Origin of the sequence: Nocardia lasii (genome assembly GCF_042658545.1) — a bacterium.
In the GTDB taxonomy this organism is placed as follows: domain Bacteria; phylum Actinomycetota; class Actinomycetes; order Mycobacteriales; family Mycobacteriaceae; genus Nocardia; species Nocardia lasii.
The window spans coordinates 373,871-390,985 of the sequence record NZ_JBHSQN010000001.1; the positions used below are offsets into that span (position 1 = coordinate 373,871).

A 17,115-nucleotide genomic window follows, 5' to 3' on the forward strand; every position below is an offset into this window, starting at 1 on the left:
CCGGTCATGCACTAACCACCTATTCCATCCATCCCGATTGCCGTGCGACGCTGTGGCGACCGACCGGCGCTGCCGATCATCTCACTGAGCGCCACGATCGTCGCGCCGGCATCATCCCCCGCCCCCGCGACGGCCACCGCCGACTCGGTGAACACATGGCTCACCTCGTCGGCGCCGTCCTCGGGCGCCATCACCAACGTCGCGCCGGCGATTCCGGCCGCGACGATCTCCACCACCCCGGCCACCGAATCCGGCCGTCCCGCCGCCCGCGTCCGCGATTCGTAGTCGAGGCCCGTGCGCTGGGCCACCCGTTGCGCGGCCCCGGCCAGCTCGTCGTAGCTGAGCTGCCGGCCGCCGCCGACGAAGGCCACATCGTCGCCGCGCAGGGCGCGGGTGCGGTGCGCGTAGCCGATCGGACGCGGCGATTCGGCGGCCAGTTCCGCTTCCAGCGCCGGGTCGGCCAGGTCGTACCAGTCCAGGCCGTCCGGGGCGTCGAGGATGTCCAGGGCCAGACCGAGTTTCACCTCGAACCGTGCCGCCAGTGGTGCGTCCATCGACATCAGCGGCACCACCGCGGCGCCCGCCTTGAGCACCGCCCAGGTGGCGATCGCCGCGTGCGGTCCGCGATCGAGCCGCACCGCGACCCCCGTGCCCGGCCCGGCCCCGCGCGCGATCAGCGAGCGCGCCAATTGTGAGGAGCGGGCGTCGAATTGGTGGTAGGTCAGCGTGGTGTCGCCCTCGTCGACGGCGGGGGCGTCCGGGTCCTCCTCGACGGCGGCGGCCAGCTCCTGTGCCAGCGCCGCGCCGTTGGCCGAGGGCGCGGGCGCGTAGTCGGCGGCGCTGAGTTCGCGTTCGCGTTCGACGGCGTCGCGCAGGTCGATATCGCCGACGCGAACCGTGGGGTCGGCCGCGACCGCCGTGACGATCTCGGTGAGCCCGCGCGCGAAGGTCGCGACGGTCTGCTCCTCGAAAAGGTCGGTGGCATAGGTGAAGACGACATCGAGCTCGGCCGGTTCGCCGGTCTCGCTATGGCGCGGCGCCACATTGACCTGGAGGTCGACCTTGGCCGAACGGGCCGCCAGGTCCATGGCCTCGATGGTGAGGCCGGGCAGGCGCAGCACGGGGGTCTCGTTGTTGTGGAACGAGAGCACCACCTGGAACAGCGGATTGTGCGACATGGTGCCCGAGGGGGCCACCTCGTCGACGATCCGCTCGAACGGCAGGTCGGCATTGCCGAACGCGCTGAGCCCGACTTCGCGTGCCGCGCCGACCAATTCGCCGAAGCTTCCGGCGGGATCGACCTCGGTGCGCAGGGTCAGGGTGTTGACGAACATGCCGACCAGGTCGTCGAGTTCGGGTTCACCGCGCCCGGCGATCGGGGTGCCGATGGCGATGTCGGTGCTGCCCGAGATCCGCGCGATCAGCACCGCGAGGGCCGCGTGCACGACCATGAACAGCGAGGCGTTGTGCGCCCGCGCGATCTCGGCGAGCGCGGCGTGGGTCTCGGCCGAGACGGTGGTGCGCACGTCCGCGCCGCGCAGCGAGGCGTGCGGTGGGCGCGGGTGGTCGTGGGGCAGTTCGACCGTGCCGGAGTGGCCGTCCAGGGTTGTCCGCCAGAACGCCAACTGCCGTGCGGCGGTGGAGTTCTCGTCGGCCTCGTCGCCGAGGACGGTGCGCTGCCACAGCGCGTAGTCCGCGTACTGCACGGGCAGCGGCGGCCAGCTCGGCGAACGGCCCTCGACCCGCGCCCGGTACGCGACCGCGAGGTCACGGGCCAGCGGGGCGAGCGAGGCGCCGTCGGCGATGATGTGCTGGGCCACCACGGCGAGCACGTGCTCTTCCTCGGCGAGCGGATCCTCGGCGGGGACCGTGAACAGCCCGGCCCGCAGCGGAACCCGTTCGGCCACATCGAATCCGGCGGCGAGCAGCCGGGCCACCCGGTCCTGTGGGTCGTCGCACTCCTCGACCGGCAGACCGGTGGGCAGCACCGCGCTGACCGGCAGGATCTCCTGGTAGGGCACCGCGTCGGGGCCGTCGGCGGGGAAGCGGGTGCGCAGCGCCTCGTGGCGTTCGAGCACGTCGGCGACCGCGTAGCGCAGGGCCGAGGTGTCCAGCGCGCCACGGAAGCGCAGGACCAGCGGGATGTTGTAGGCCGGGGAGTCGGGGTCGATGCGGTTGAGCAACCACATCCGCTGCTGCGCGGGCGAGAGCGGGACGACGCCACGATCCTGGGCGGCGACCAGCGGCGGCCGGGGGGCCGCCACCGAACCGGGACGCACGCGCGCGGCGAGCGAGCCGACGGTCGGCGCCTCGAACAGGTCGCGCACCACCAGGTCGGTGCTCAGGGCCTGGTCGATCCGGGCGATGGCCCTGGTGGCCAGCAGCGAGTTGCCGCCCCGGTCGAAGAAGTTGTCGTCCAACCCGAGATCGGACACCCCGAGCAGGGTCGCGAACACCTCGGCGACGCTGAGTTCGATGGGGGTCGCCGGCGCCCGGAAGGTGGTGGCGGCGGTGAACTCCGGGGCGGGCAGGGCGGCCCGGTCGAGTTTGCCGTTGGTGGTCATCGGCAGTTCCGGGACCACCACGACGGCGTCGGGAACCATGTAGCCGGTGAGGAATTCGCCGACGGCGGCCCGCACGGTGACGGGGTCGAGGGCGGCGACCGGGTCGTCGTCGTGCTCGACGCGCCCGAATCGCCTGCCCACCAAGGCCTTCGGAGCGGGTTCACTCGCCTGGGTCGCCGGGACGACATAGGCGATCAGCCGGTCGCCCGCGTACTCGTCGGCCCGCAGGATGACGGCGGACTGGCCGACGCCGGGCACCCGCAGTAGGGCCGCCTCGATCTCGCCCGGTTCGACCCGGAAGCCGCGCAGCTGGACCTGCTGGTCACCGCGCCCGCCGTATTCGAGCGTGGGCGTGCCACGGAAGCCGACCCAGCGGCCGAGGTCGCCGGACCGGTAGCGCCGCGCGCCCGGTTCGCCGAACGGGTCGGCGACGAAACGGGTGGCGGTGAGGCCGGGTTTGCCCAGGTAGCCACGGGAGAGCTGGTTGCCAGCGACATAGAGCTCGCCCGCGACGCCGAACGGCACCGGGCGCAGGCGGTCGTCGAGGACGACCACCGACAGGCCGGGCAGCGCGCGGCCGATGAGGCTGCCGGCGAGTTCGGTGTCGTCGCCGGGGTCGCCGGGCTCGTGCGGCGAGGTCAGCAGCTGATGCGAGACGTGCACGGTGGTCTCGGTGATCCCGTACATGTTGACGAGTTCCGGTGCGCCGGAACCATTTCCGTAGCGGTCGTACCAGCGGGTGAGTTTGCGCGGGTCCAGTGCCTCGCCGCCGAAGACCACGTAGCGCAGCGGTAGCGGGTCGGCCCCGGCGGCCTGCGCGGCGCGGTCGGCCTCGTCGAGTTGGGCGAAGGCGGTGGGCGTCTGGCTGAGCACCGTCACCTGTTCGCGGGCCAGCAGTTCGCGGAACTCGATCGGCGAGCGGGAGGTGATGTGGTCCACGACCACCACCGACGAACCGCCCGCCAGCGCGCACCACAGTTCCCAGACCGAGAAGTCGAAGGCGAAGGAGTGGAACACCGTCCACACGTCGTCGACGTCGAAGTCGAACCGCAGTTGCGCGTTGGCGAACAGCTCGAGCACATTGCGGTGGGTCACGCCGACGCCCTTGGGCAGCCCGGTGGAACCCGAGGTGTAGATGACATACGCCAGGTGATCCGGGCGCAGCGCACCCCGGCGCTCGGTGCGTCGCAGCGGATGGGTGGGGTGGTCGTTCTCGGCGTCGAGCAGCACCACCGGCAGGTTCGCCACGGTGGCGCCGAGCAGCGCGTACTCCGGCGAAGTCGCCAGCAGCACCGTGGGTTTCGCGTCCGCGATCACGTAGTGCAGGCGCTGGGTGGGGTAGCCGGAATCGATCGGCAGGTAGCCCGCACCGGAGAGCAGCACGGCCAGCAGTGCCACCGGCAGTTCCTCGTCGCGCGGCGCGGCGACGGCCACCAGGGTGTCCGGGCCCGCGCCCTCGGCGATGAGCGCGCGGGCCAGGGCCGAGGCGCGACCGAACAGGGCGTCGAAGGTGAGCGAGCGCTCCCCCGCGCGGACCGCGATCGCGTCGGGGCGTTGCTGCACCTGGGCGCTGATCAGGTCCGCGAGGGTCACCTCGGGAACCGGGACGCCGGGCGTATGTCCCTCGCGCAGCACGAGTTCGCGCTCACCGGGCGCGAGCACATCGATGTCACCGACCGGAATGGTCGGGTCGGCGACCACCGCGGCGAGGACGCGCTGCCAGCGGTCGGCGAAGTCGGCGACGGTGGCGCGGTCGAAAAGGTCGGTGGCGTAGACGAAGTCGGCCCGCATCCCCTGCGGCGCGCCGTCGACCCCGACCTGTTCGACCAGTTCCACCTGGAGGTCGAACTTCGCCAGCGGCACCGTGAAATCGGCGGCCGAGACCGACAGACCCGGCAGGGCCAGGTCGGTGCGGGCCAGGTTCTGGAAGGTCAGCATCACCTGGAACAGCGGATGCCGGGCGGTCGAACGCACCGGCTCGAGCAGTTCGACGAGCCGTTCGAACGGGACGTCGGCGTGCCCGAAGGCCGCCAGGTCACCGGTTCTGACCTCGGTGAGCAGGTCGGTGAAGGCGGCGCCCGAGTCGACCTCGGTGCGCAGGACCAGGGTGTTGACGAACATGCCGATCAGGTCGTCGAGGGCCTGTTCCCCGCGCCCGGCCACCGGGGTGCCGATGGCGATGTCGCGGGTGCTCGAGAGCCGGGCCAGCAGCACGGCCAGCGCCGTGTGCACCACCATGAACAGGGTGGCGTTGTGGCCTCGGGCCAGCGCGGTCAAGCCTTCGTGGACCGAAGCGGGCACCTGGATGCTGAGTTTGCCGCCGTGCCTGCTCGAGACCGCCGGGCGCGGGCGGTCGGTGGGCAGGTCGAGTTGTTCGGGCAGGCCGGACAGGGTGCGGCGCCAGAAGGCGAGTTGCCCGGCGAGCAGGGAATCCTCGTCGTGTTCGGCGCCGAGCAGTTCGCGCTGCCACAGCGTGTAGTCCGCGTACTGGACCGGCAGTGGCGTCCAGTGCGGTGCGCCGCCGCCGCGTCGTTCGGCGTAGGCGGTGAGCAGATCGCGGGTCAGCGGCGCGAAGGAGAAACCGTCGGCGGCGATGTGGTGCACCACGAAAACGATGACGTGCTCGGTGCTCTCGGTCTCCGGCTCCGCGGCGGGCAGGGCCAGGACCGCGACCCGCGCGGGCGGGGCGAGGGTGACGTCGAAACCGGTGAGCGCCACGGCCGCGATGGCCTCTGTCAACTCGGATTCGACGACCTCGGTCAGCTCGAAATGCGGGGTGGCGGCGGGGTCGCCGGGCGCGAGGACCACCTGGTGGCCCTCGCCGTCGAGCGCCGGGTATACCGTGCGCAGCACTTCGTGCCTGGTCACCAGGTCGGCGACGGCCGCGCGCAGGGCGGGCAGGTCGAGTCGACCCGAGAGCCGGACCGCGACGGGGATGTTGTCCACCGCGGAGCTGGGATCGAACCGGTTGAGGAACCACAGTCGCCGCTGGGCATACGACAGCGGCACGTGCTCGGGACGCGAGCGCGCCGCCAGCGGCAGCGCGTGCGCCGAGAGTCGTTGCTGTTCAGCTCGATTCGCGAGCCCGGCCACCGTCGGCGCTTCGAACACCGCCTGCACCGGCACCCGCACGTCCAGCGCGGCGCCGATCCGGGCCACCGCCTGCGCGGCCAGCAGCGAATCGCCGCCGAGTTCGAAGAAGTCGTCGTCGGCGCCGACCCGGCCGGCGCCGTCGCGCAACAGCAGCGCGGCGAACACGTCGGCCACCACCTGCTCGGCCGGGGTGGCGGGCGCGCGGAAACCGCGCACCGTGAACACCGGCGTCGGCAGGGCGGCGCGGTCGAGCTTGCCGACCGCCGAGAGCGGCAGCCGGTCGAGCACCATGATCACCGCGGGCACCATGTAGGCGGGCAGCGATTCGCCGAGGAATTCGGCCAGCGCGCCGGTGTCGACGGTGCGACCGTGCTGCGGCAGCACATAGGAGACCAGCGCGGTGGCGCCCGAGGGCATGGTCTTGCCCAGGGTCACCGCGTACTGGAGGTCGGGGTGGGCGGTGAGGGCGTTGTCGATCTCGCCCAGTTCGATGCGGAAGCCGCGCACCTTCACCTGGAAGTCGGTGCGGCCCAGGTATTCCAGCGCGCCACCGGCCTCCAGCCTGCGCACGAGGTCGCCGGTGCGGTACAGCCTGCCCGGCTCGAACGGTGAGGCGACGAAGCGCTCGGCCGTCAGCCCCGGCCTGCCCAGATAGCCCTGCGCCAGGCCGGGACCCGACAGATACAGCTCGCCGATCGCGCCCGTCGGCACCGGCCGCAACCGGGAATCGAGCACGTAGATGCCCATGCCGGGGACGGGGTTGCCGAGGGTGATCGGGGCGTCCGCGCGCAGCGGCGCGGTGCTGGTGGCGAGGATGGTCGCCTCGGTCGGCCCGTACCCGTTGTGGAACGCGCGGGCCTCGCTCGCCCAGCGCGCCACCAGTTCCGGTCCGAACCGGTCACCGGCCACCACGACCGTGCGCAGGTCGGGCAGGTCGGTCGACTCGACCGACTCGAGCGCGCCCGGGGTGATCAGCAGGTGCGTGATCGCCTCGCGGCGCAGCAGATCCGACAGTTCGAAACCGCCGAACACCTGCGGCGGCGCGATCACCAGGGTGGCGCCCGAGGCGAAGGCCAGCAGTTGTTCCAGCACCGAGACATCGAAGTTCGGCGAGCACACGTGCAGCACCCGCGCGTGCGAGTCGACCCCGAAATGCTCGGTCTCGGCGGCGACCAGACCGGCCAGACCGGTGTGGGTCACCACCACGCCCTTGGGCTTTCCGGTCGAACCGGAGGTGTAGATGACATAGGCCGGGTGCTCGGCGCGGATCGGACGGACCCGGTCGGCGTAACTCACCGTGTGCGCGGGCCGCTGGGCGATGCGCTCGGAGACCACCGGATCGTCGAGTTCGATCCAGTACACACTCGTCCCCAGGCGCGCGCGGGCGGCGCCGACCGTGAGACCGAGCACCGCGCCGGAATCGGCCACGATGTGGGCGATCCGGTCGCCGGGATAGGCCGGGTCGACGGGCACGAAGGCCGCGCCCGCCTTGGCGACGGCCCAGACCGCGATCACGGACTCGATCGAGCGACCGATCGCGACCGCGACCACGTCGCCCGCGCCGATCCCCCGGCCGATGAGCTCGCGGGCCAGCCGCGAGGAGCCCTCATCGAGCTGGTGGTAGGTGAGTTCGCGGGAACCACCCGGCAACCAGGCCGGGTAATCGCGAACCGCTATCGACTCGGCGGCGGATTCGACCGCGGCCGTGAGCAACTGACCGAACAGTGTGGTGCCGGAGGTACGACGCCTACCGCCATGACCAGGGCGACGGGGGTTTTCCACAGAGCAATACACCTCTCGCACGTTACGGGCAGGCTACCCGACCGACCCGTCCGCTGGTGAAGCTTTCTCAACGTGGATTCGTCACCCGTACAGCGCAGGTCCGGGGCAAATCCACCGCGATCTCACCCCTCGCTCGCCGCGGCCTCCCCGCCGTCGTCGAGCGCCTCGGTCAGGGCGGCGCCGATGGTGTCCAGGGCCGCCGGCTGGGTCATCGCCCAATGTGTCGAGGCGACTTCATGATTGGTGACCGAGCCGGTGACCGTGGGCGCCCAACTCGCCGCGCCCGCCGTCGGATCGGTGGTGCCGATCGCGGCGGTGAAGTAGACGAGGTCGCCCCGGAAGGTGCGCGGGGTGTGGCGTCGGCGCAGCTCTATCGACTCGGCCGCGGAGTCGAGCGCGCGGGTCACCGTGGCGGCGTCGAAGGAGGCGAACGGCTCGGGCAGCTCGGCGAACCGGGCCGCGAGCGTGTCGGCGTCGAACTCGCTGCCGAGCGAGTCGACGGTATCGGGTCCGAGCAGCCCGCCGAAGATCTCCGCGGCCGACTCCGGCCCCGCGACCGCCTGCGCGTCGAGTTCACTGGCGTAGCTGTCCATCAGCGCGAGCACGCCGACCCGCTGGCCCTGCTCCTGCAACTGCACCGCCATCTCGTGGGCGAGCACGCCACCGAGCGACCACCCGAGCAGGTGGTAGGGGCCTTCCGGCTGAATCGCGCGGATCTCGGCTACATACCGGGCGGCCCAGTCCGCGAGCGAGTCGAATCCCGGCTCGCCCGACAGCGCGGGCGCCTGCAAGCCGTAGAGCGGGCGGTCGGGGTGCAGGTGCGCGGCCAGTCCGGCGAACGACCAGGAGATGCCGCCCACCGGGTGGATACAGAACAGCGGCTCGGCCGCACCGCCCGAGCGCAGGGGCAGCACGACATCGAAGGCGGTGCGTCGCGCCGTCTCGGTGCCGGTGACCTCGGCGATCAGAGCGGCGGGGGTCGACGCGACGAACACCGTCACCACCGGGACCCGCTCGCCGAAGACGATGCTCAGGCGCGCGACGAGCTGGGTGGCGAGCAGGGAGTTGCCGCCGTGCTCGAAGAAGCTGTCGTCGAGGCCGATGCGGTCGGTGCCGAGGACTTCGGCGAAGGTCGCGACCACGGCGTGTTCGAGCGGGGTGGCTGGGGCGCGGAATTCCCGGGCGCGCAGGACCGGGGCGGGCAGGGCGCGGCGGTCGAGTTTGCCGGCGGGGGTCAGCGGGATCTCGTCGAGGATGACGACGGCGGTCGGGACCATGTGGGTGGGGAGGTGTTGGGCGGCGTACTCGATCAGGGCCGCCGGGTCCACCGCGCGGCGGAAGGTCGATCCCGCGGCAGCATCGCCCTCGGATCGGCGGGCTCCTTCTCGGTCCGCAACTGCCCTGTCCTCGGCGCTCTCGGCCAGGTGGCTCGGGCTCGGGTTGCCGCCGGTCCCGCCGCCTTCAGCGCTGTCGGCCGTAGCCCGGACGTAGGAGACCAGGATGGTCGCGCCGGATTCGGTGGTGCGGCCGATCGTGGCCGCGAATTCCACGTCCTCGTGCGCGGTGAGCACGGCATCGATCTCGCCGAGTTCGATGCGGAAGCCGCGGATCTTGACCTGGAAGTCGTTGCGGCCCACATACTCCACGACGGGTTTGCCGTTGACCGTGCGCCAGGCGACGACATCGCCCGTGCGGTACAGGCGACGGCCCGGCTCGCCGTAGGGGTTGGCGACGAAGCGTTCGGCGGTGAGGGCGTGGCGGTGGTGGTAGCCGCGTGCCAGCGGGACGCCGCCGACGTAGAGCTCACCGGCCACGCCCTCGGGGACCGGGCGCAGGCGGTTGTCGAGGACCAGCGCGGTGGCGCCGGCGATCGGGCCGCCGATGTTCATGGGGTCGCCGGGGAGCAGCGGGTCGGACAGGTTCGTCGCGATGGTCGCCTCGGTGGGGCCGTAGGCGTTGTAGAAGCGGTGCTGCGCGGGACTGATCCCCCGGGGTTCGCACACGGAGTGCCAGTTCGCGACCAGATCCACCGGGGCCTTGTCGCCGCCGACGATCAGCGCTTCGACCCCGGCCAGCGCGGCGGGTTCCATCGAGGCGGCGACCAGCGGGGTGAGGAAGACGTGGGTGAGTTGCTCGGCGCGGATGAGATCGGCGAGTTCGGCGCCGCCCACGATGCCGGGCGGGGTGATGACGAGGGTGCCCGCCGAGCCGACAGCCAGCAGGAACTCGAGGACCGACGCGTCGAACGACGGTGAGGCGAAAGCCAGTGTGCGCGTGTATCTTCCGAGACCGAACTGCGCGACCTGGGCGGCGGCGAAGTTGGGCACACCGGCGTGGGCGACGACGACGCCCTTGGGCAGACCCGTCGAACCGGAGGTGTAGATGATGTAGGCCGTGTTGGCGGGGCGGACGACGCCACGGCGGTCGGCGTCGGTGATCGGCGCGCTGGGCTGCCCGGCCACCTCGGCCTGGACGGCCGCGTCATCGAGCACCAGCCAATTCTCCCGTGCGGGGGCGGGCAAGTGGTCGACCTCAGATGAGGTCGTGATGCCCAGTGCCGCACCGGAATCCGACATCATGTGCGCGATGCGCTCGGCCGGGTACTTCGGGTCGACCGGCAGGAACGCGGCACCGGACTTGATCACGGCCCAGATCGCCAGGGTGGTGTCGAGCGAGCGCTGCATGGCGATCGCGACGACTGTCTCCGGTGCCGCACCACGCTCGATCAGTACGCGGGCCAGGCGCGAGGACGCGGCGTCCAACTCGGCGTAGGTCAGCGCCGAACCCTCGGCAGACTCGGACTGCGCGGCGAGCGCGCGATTCGAGCCGGTGTCGGTCGGCACTGAACCACCCACGGCGCCAAGCTGCGTGCCGGGTGCCCCGCCGGCGCCGGCTCCGATTGGTACTCCCAGGCCGGGCGCGACGATCGCCTCGCCGAACGGGTTGTGGGCCACGGCTCGGGCCAGGAGCTCGGGCAGCGTGTCGACGGCGAGCGCGGGACCGCCTGTGCGGGTGAGCAATCCGTCGCGCTCGGACTCGTCGAGGAGGTCGAGATCGCCGACCGGGCGGGTCGCGTCGGCGACGATGCCGGCGAGGAGTTGGCGGAAGCGATAGGCGAAGGTTTCCACCGTCGACTGGTCGAAAAGGTCTCGGGCGTAGGTGAATTCGGCGTAGGCGCTCGGTGCGTCGGGGGCCGGTTGCTGGACGGTGAGTTGCAGGTCGAACTTGGCGGTGTCGATGTCGAAATCGACGGCCGAGACCGAGAGGCCGGGGAGTTCGAAGGTCGCGTCCGGCAGGTTCGCGAACGACAGCGAGACCTGGAACAGGGGATGGCGGGCGGTGGAGCGCTCGGGGTCGATCAGCTCGACCAGCCGCTCGAACGGGATATCCGCGTGGGCGAAGGCCGCGAGGTCGGCGGACTTGGCCTGGGCCAGCACCTCGGTGAAACCGGCCCGGCCGGTGATCTGGGTGCGCAGGGCCAGCATGTTGACGAACATGCCGACCAGGTCGTCGAGTTCGGCCTCACCACGGCCCGCGATGGGGGTGCCGATGACGATGTCGTCGGTCCCGGACATGCGTGCCAGGAACACCGCCAGCGCCGCGTGCACCACCATGAACAGGGTCGCGTTCTGTTCGCGCGCGATGCTCGCCAATCCGGCGTAGATGTCGGCGTCGATCGCGAACGGCACCCGGCCGCCCGCGAAGGACGGCGTGCTCGGGCGCGGGCGGTCCAGGGGCAGGTTCAGTTCGTCGGGGACCCCGGCGAGCGTGCGCTGCCAGAAGTCGCCCTGCTGGGAGATCAGGCTGTTCGGGTCGGTCTCGGCGCCGAGTACCTCGCGCTGCCACACGCTGAAGTCGGCGTACTGCACCGGCAGCGGCGCCCAGCTCGGCACCTGATCCGCCGCGCGGGTCGCGTAGGCCACCATCACGTCGCGGGTCAGCGGGCCCATCGACCAACCGTCGGCGCTGATGTGGTGCACGACGAAGACCAGCACGTGTTCGTCGGGCGTGAGCCGCAGCAGCTTCGCCAGCACCGGCACCTGCGCGACCACGTCGAACCCGGTGGAGACGAGCGCGCCGATGCGCGAGGGCAGGTCGGCGACCTCTACGTCTTCGGGCGTCAGGTCGATTCCGGCCTGCTCCGGGGTCACGATCACCTGGTGCGGCACCCCGTCCGTGGCCGGGTACACGGTGCGCAATACCTCGTGTCTGCCCACCACATCAGCCACTGCCCGCCGCAACGCGCCGACATCCAGCGCGCCCGTCAGCCGGACCGCGACCGGGATGTTGTAGGCCGCCGAGCTCGGATCGAACTGGTTGAGGAACCACATCCGCTGCTGCGCCACCGACAGCGGAACCCGCTCCGGCCGCGCCCCCGCGACCAGCGCGCGATGGCTCCCCCGCCCCGCGTAGACATTCACCTCGCCCGCGAGCCCCGCCACCGACGGCGCCTCGAACACCACCCGCACCGGAATCCGCGCATCCACCGCCGCACCCAACCGCGCCACCACCTGCGTGGCGATCAGCGAGTTGCCGCCCAGCGCGAAGAAATCGTCATCGAGTCCGATGGGGCGGTCCACGCCGAGCACCTCGGCGAACACCCCCGCCACGATCTCCTCGATCGGCGTCGACGGCGCCCGGAACGCGTGCGCTTCGAACTCCGGCTCCGGCAGTGCTTTTCGGTCCAACTTGCCGTTGGCGTTGAGCGGCAGGGCGTCGAGAACGACGAACGCGGCGGGCACCATGTAGGACGGCAGCCCGGCGGCCAGCGCCGACTTCACTTGCGCCACATCCGTGTTCGCGAGGCGACTGGCATCGTGCAATCCGGTCGGCGACTCCGCGGTGCGTGCGCCCACCGAATCCTCGGCAGCCTCGACCTTCGGTCCGGTCGGCGACCACGGCGCGTCACCGGACGAACCTGGCTCCACCATGCCGGGAGAACCCGCTGCGGTGCCGACGATGTAGGCGACCAGTCGATCACCGGTATGCGGGTCGGACTTGGCGACCACGGCAGCCTGGGTGATCTGCGGCAGGGCCAGCAGGGCGGCTTCGATCTCGCCGAGTTCGATGCGGAAGCCTCGGATCTTCACCTGAAAGTCGGTGCGGCCCCGGTATTCCAGCTCGCCACCGGCGCTGTCCGCCGAATCGTCGGCGGCTGGCCGCCAGGTGACCAGGTCGCCGGTGCGGTACATGCGGGTGCCGTCGGCGGCGAAGGGGTCGGCGACGAAGCGGTCCGCAGTGAGATCCGGGCGGGCGAAGTAGCCGCGAGCCAGCTGCGCGCCCGCCAGATACAGCTCACCGGACACACCGTCGGGGACGGGGCGCAGGCGCGAATCCAGCACGTAGACACGGCTGTTCCACTCCGGGGCGCCGATCGACACCGACACCTGATCGGCGTCGGTCACCGGGTGGTTGGTGATCGAGACGGCGGCCTCGGTCGGGCCGTAGAGGTTGAACAGCGCGGCGGCGTTGGTCGCGCGGAAACGCTGCGCGGTCGCGGCGGGCAGGGCCTCGCCGATCGCCAGCACCCGGCGCAGGGAGTCGGTCAGTGCCCCACCGGATTCGGTGAGCAAGGCGTCGAGCATCGACGGCACCACGTGCAGGGTCGTGACACCCGTGGACCGCATGAGGTCGTTGAGGTACGCCGGATCACGGTGCCCGTCGGCGGTGGCGACCACCAGCCGGGCACCGGCGACGGCAGCCGTCCAGAACTCCCACACCGAGAGGTCGAAGGTGGCGGCGGTCTTGAGCAGCACCGCGTCATCGCCACCGATTCCGAACTCCGCTGTCTTCCAGAGCAACTGGTTCACGATCGCCCCGTGCGGTACTGCCACACCCTTGGGCTTGCCGGTCGAACCGGACGTGAAGATCACGTACGCGGTGTTCTCGGGACGCAGCGGCGCACGTTCGGCATCGGTGATGGCGGTGTGGGCGACCGAACTCAGGTCGAGCTCGTCGAGCAGCACCACATGCGCTGCCGCCGTGCTGAATTCGGCGCTCGCTGTGGTCAGCACCACTGTGGGCGCGGCGGTTTCGAGGATGTAGTCGGTGCGCTCAGCAGGCTGATCCGGGTCGATCGGCACGTACGCCGCACCGGTGCGCGCCACCGCGTACATCGCGATGATCAGCTCGGCGGACCGGCGAATCGCCAACGCCACCCGATCCTCGGCCCCGATCCCCCGCGAGATCAGGTGCCGGGCAAGACGATTGACCTCGGCATCGAGCTGCGCGTAGGTCACCGCACTCCGGCCACCGCCGACATCTACGAGAGAACCAGCGCCGCCCACCGCAGACGCATCCGCTCCGTCGACTACCAACGCGATCGCGTCAGGGGTCGCGGCCACGCTCGCGTCGAGCAGCGACACCAGGGTCGCCTCGGTGTCGATGGCGTGCGCGGTGTCGTTGCGCCCCACCAGGATCGACGCGCGCTCGTCCTCGGTGAGTACCTCGAACTCGCCCACGCGAGTCAACGGCGCTTCGGCGACGGTGGTGAGCAACCGCTCGAACCGCGCGGCAATCCCCTGCACCGTCGACTCGTCGAAAAGGTCTGTCGCGTAGGTGATCGTGCCGGCGATCCCGGCGGGCGCACCACCCTCGTCATAGCTGTCGATGACGATCCAGTGCAGGTCGAACTGGGACGTCTCACCCTCCAGCTCGACCCCGGCGACCGTGAGGCCCGGCAGTTCGAGCGAGGCGCGGCCCTGGTTCTGGAAGGACAGGCCGACCTGGAACAGCGGGTGGTGGGCGGTCGAGCGGGCGGGGTTGAGCACCTCGACCAGCCGCTCGAACGGCACATCGGTGTTGGCCATGGCGGCCACATCGCTGTCGCGCTGGCGGGCGAGCAGGGCGTCGAAGGTCTCCCCCTGGTCGATCCGCGAGCGGAAGACCAGGGTGTTGACGAACATGCCGATCAGGTCGTCGAGCTCGGCCTCCCCGCGCCCGGCCATCGGCGTCCCGACCGCGATGTCGTCGGACCCGGACAGTCGCGACAGCAGCACCGCGAGCGCGGTGTGCACGACCATGAACAGGGTCGCCCCGTGCTCGCGGCCCAAAGCCACCAGCGCACGGTGGGTTTCGGCACTCACTCGCAGATCGACCCGGCGACCCGCGTAGGTCTGCACGGGCGGGCGGGGCCGGTCGGTCGGCAGCTCGAGCTGATCGGGCAGGTCCGCCAGCTCGGACTTCCAGTAGGCCAGCTGCCGCGCGGCCAACGACTCGGGATCGCGGTCGTCACCGAGCAGGGCCCGCTGCCACAGCGCGTAGTCGGCGTACTGCACCGGCAGCGGATTCCACTGCGGCGCGGCACCGTTCGCGCGCGCCACGTAGGCCGTCATCAGGTCGCGCGTCATCGGCGGGATGGAGGAACCGTCGGCGGCGATGTGGTGCACCACCATCGCGAGCACGTAATCGGTTCCGGTGCCGCCGATGTCGAACAGCGCCGCCTTCAACGGCACCTCGGTCGTCACATCCAGACTCGACGACATCAGCTCGGCCACACCGGCTTCCACCGCGTCGACCCCGACCGCGCGCACCAACAACTCCGGCGCGGCGGCGTCGGCGGGTAACACCACCTGCACGGGCCCGTCCACGGTTTCGGGGTAGACGGTGCGCAGCACCTCGTGCCGGGCCACCAGGTCCGAGACCGCCGCCGCCATGGCTGCCACATCCAGCGCGCCGCTCAATCGCACCGCGATCGGGATGTTGTAGGCAACCGAACTGGTGTCGAAGCGATTGAGGAACCACATCCGCTGCTGGGCCAGCGACAGCGGGATCCGCTCGGGGCGCGGGCCCGCCACCAGCGGCAACCGGTCGCCCTGGCCGGTGAGCTCCGCCAGTCGCGCGGCCAGCGCGCGCACGGTCGGGTTCTCGAACAGCTCGCGCGGGGCCACCCTGGTCTCGATCGCGGCGCTGAGCCGACCCACGACCTGGGTGGCGATCAGCGAGTTGCCGCCGAGTTCGAAGAAGTCGTCGTCGGCGCCGACCGGGTCGTCACTGGCGAGCAACTCGGCGAACACCCCGGCCACCAGCTCCTCGTGGTGCCCGGTGGGGGCGCGGAATTCCTTGGCGCGCAAATGCGGTGCGGGCAGCGCGGCGCGGTCGAGCTTGCCGACCGGGGTGAGCGGGATGGTGTCGAGCACGGTCAGCGCCGTGGGCACCATGTGCGCCGGGAGGCGGGCGGCGAGGTGGTCGAGCACCGCCGCGATGTCGAGGTCGACGCCGGGCTCGGCGTGGATGTAGGAGGCGAGAATGGTGGTGCCGTTGTCGAGTTCGTGGCCGATGGTGGCCGCGAAATCGATACCGGGATAACCCGAGAGCAGGGCGTCGATCTCACCCAGTTCGATACGGAAGCCGCGGATCTTCACCTGGAAGTCGTTGCGGCCCATGTATTCCAGCTCGCGGTTCGCCGTCCAGCGGACCAGGTCGCCGGTGCGGTAGAGGCGGGAACCGTTGGGGTCGAACGGGTTCGGCACGAAACGCGACGCGGTCAGCGCGGGCTTGCCGTGGTAACCGCGCGCGACCTGGCCGCCGCCGATGTAGAGCTCACCGACCACGCGGTCGGGCACCTGCCCCATGCGCTCGTCGAGCACGTACTCGACCACCCCGGACAGGGGCGCACCGATCGGAATCGCCTCGCCCCGCTCGAGCGGCACGCTGATATTGGTGACGATGGTGGTTTCGGTCGGGCCGTAACAGTTGTGGAACCGGCGCACGCCCCCGACGATGGGCCGCATCCAGCGCCACGCGAGTTCCGGCGGCCACGCCTCGCCGCCGACCGCGATCACCTGGAGATCGTCGAGCCCGGCCGGATCCACCGAGGCCAGCGCGGCCGGGGTGATGAACAGGTGACTGACCCGCTCCCGCCGCAGCAGCGCCGCGAGGTCCTCGCCGCCGTACACACCCGGCGCCACGATCACCATCGTCGCCGCGCCGCCGATCGCGAGCAGCAGTTCCAACATCGAGGCATCGAACGAGGGCGACGCGAAATGCAGTGTGCGCGCCTGCGATTCGACCTCGTAGCGCTCGCGCTGGGCGGCGGTGAAGCTGGCGATGCCCGCGTGCGAGACCGAGACGCCCTTGGGCAGACCGGTGGAGCCGGAGGTGTAGATGACCCACGCGGGATTCTCGGCGCGCAACGGTCGAACGCGGTCGTCGTTGGTGATGACCTCCGCCGACTGCTCCTGCGCCAGCGCGGTCACCTCGGCGCTGTCGATGGTCAGCCAGGAGACCCCGTCGGGCAGCCGGTCGCGGGCGGCCTCGACGGTGAGGCCGAAGACCGCGCCGGAATCACCGAGCATGTGTGCCACCCGGTCGGGCGGGTAGTTCGGGTCGACGGGCACGAACCCGGCGCCGGTCTTGGCCACCGCCCACACCGCGAGCACGGATTCCAGCGAGCGCGGGATGCCGAGGGCCACCAGGTCCTCGGGGCCCACACCCCGCTCGATGAGCAGGCGGGCGAGCCGGGTCGAGCGGGTGTCGAGCTCGGCGTAGGTGAGCTGCCCGGTGGTCCGCGCGGCATCGGCGTAGACGAGCGCGGTGCCGAACGGGTTGGCCTCGGCCGCCGCCGAGAGCAGCTGCGGCAGCGTGAGCACTCGGGAGGCGCGGCGTGGCTTGGCGGGGCGGACCCGTTGTGCTCGCGTCATCGGCGCCCCACCTGCTCGGGTCGAATTACGCACAT

The 17,115-nt window shown here is 71.2% G+C and carries 2 protein-coding genes and 1 pseudogene; all 3 read right to left on the reverse strand.

Annotation, left to right across the window (positions count from 1 at the left end):
• Positions 1 to 11: 11 nt before the first annotated feature.
• A complete protein-coding gene (locus ACFP3H_RS01735; RefSeq protein ID WP_378598449.1) occupies positions 12 to 7,370 on the reverse strand; it encodes an amino acid adenylation domain-containing protein in 7,359 nt (2,452 codons plus the stop codon).
• A gap of 191 nt (positions 7,371 to 7,561) precedes the next feature.
• The gene (locus ACFP3H_RS26330) at positions 7,562 to 8,581 is read right to left on the reverse strand and encodes an alpha/beta fold hydrolase (protein WP_465263749.1); all 1,020 of its coding nucleotides are present in this window, start codon (positions 8,579 to 8,581) and stop codon (positions 7,562 to 7,564) included.
• Between the two features lie 93 nt (positions 8,582 to 8,674).
• Positions 8,675 to 17,113 (reverse strand): annotated as a pseudogene (locus tag ACFP3H_RS01740) (non-ribosomal peptide synthetase); the annotation flags it as partial.
• Positions 17,114 to 17,115: the final 2 nt, after the last annotated feature.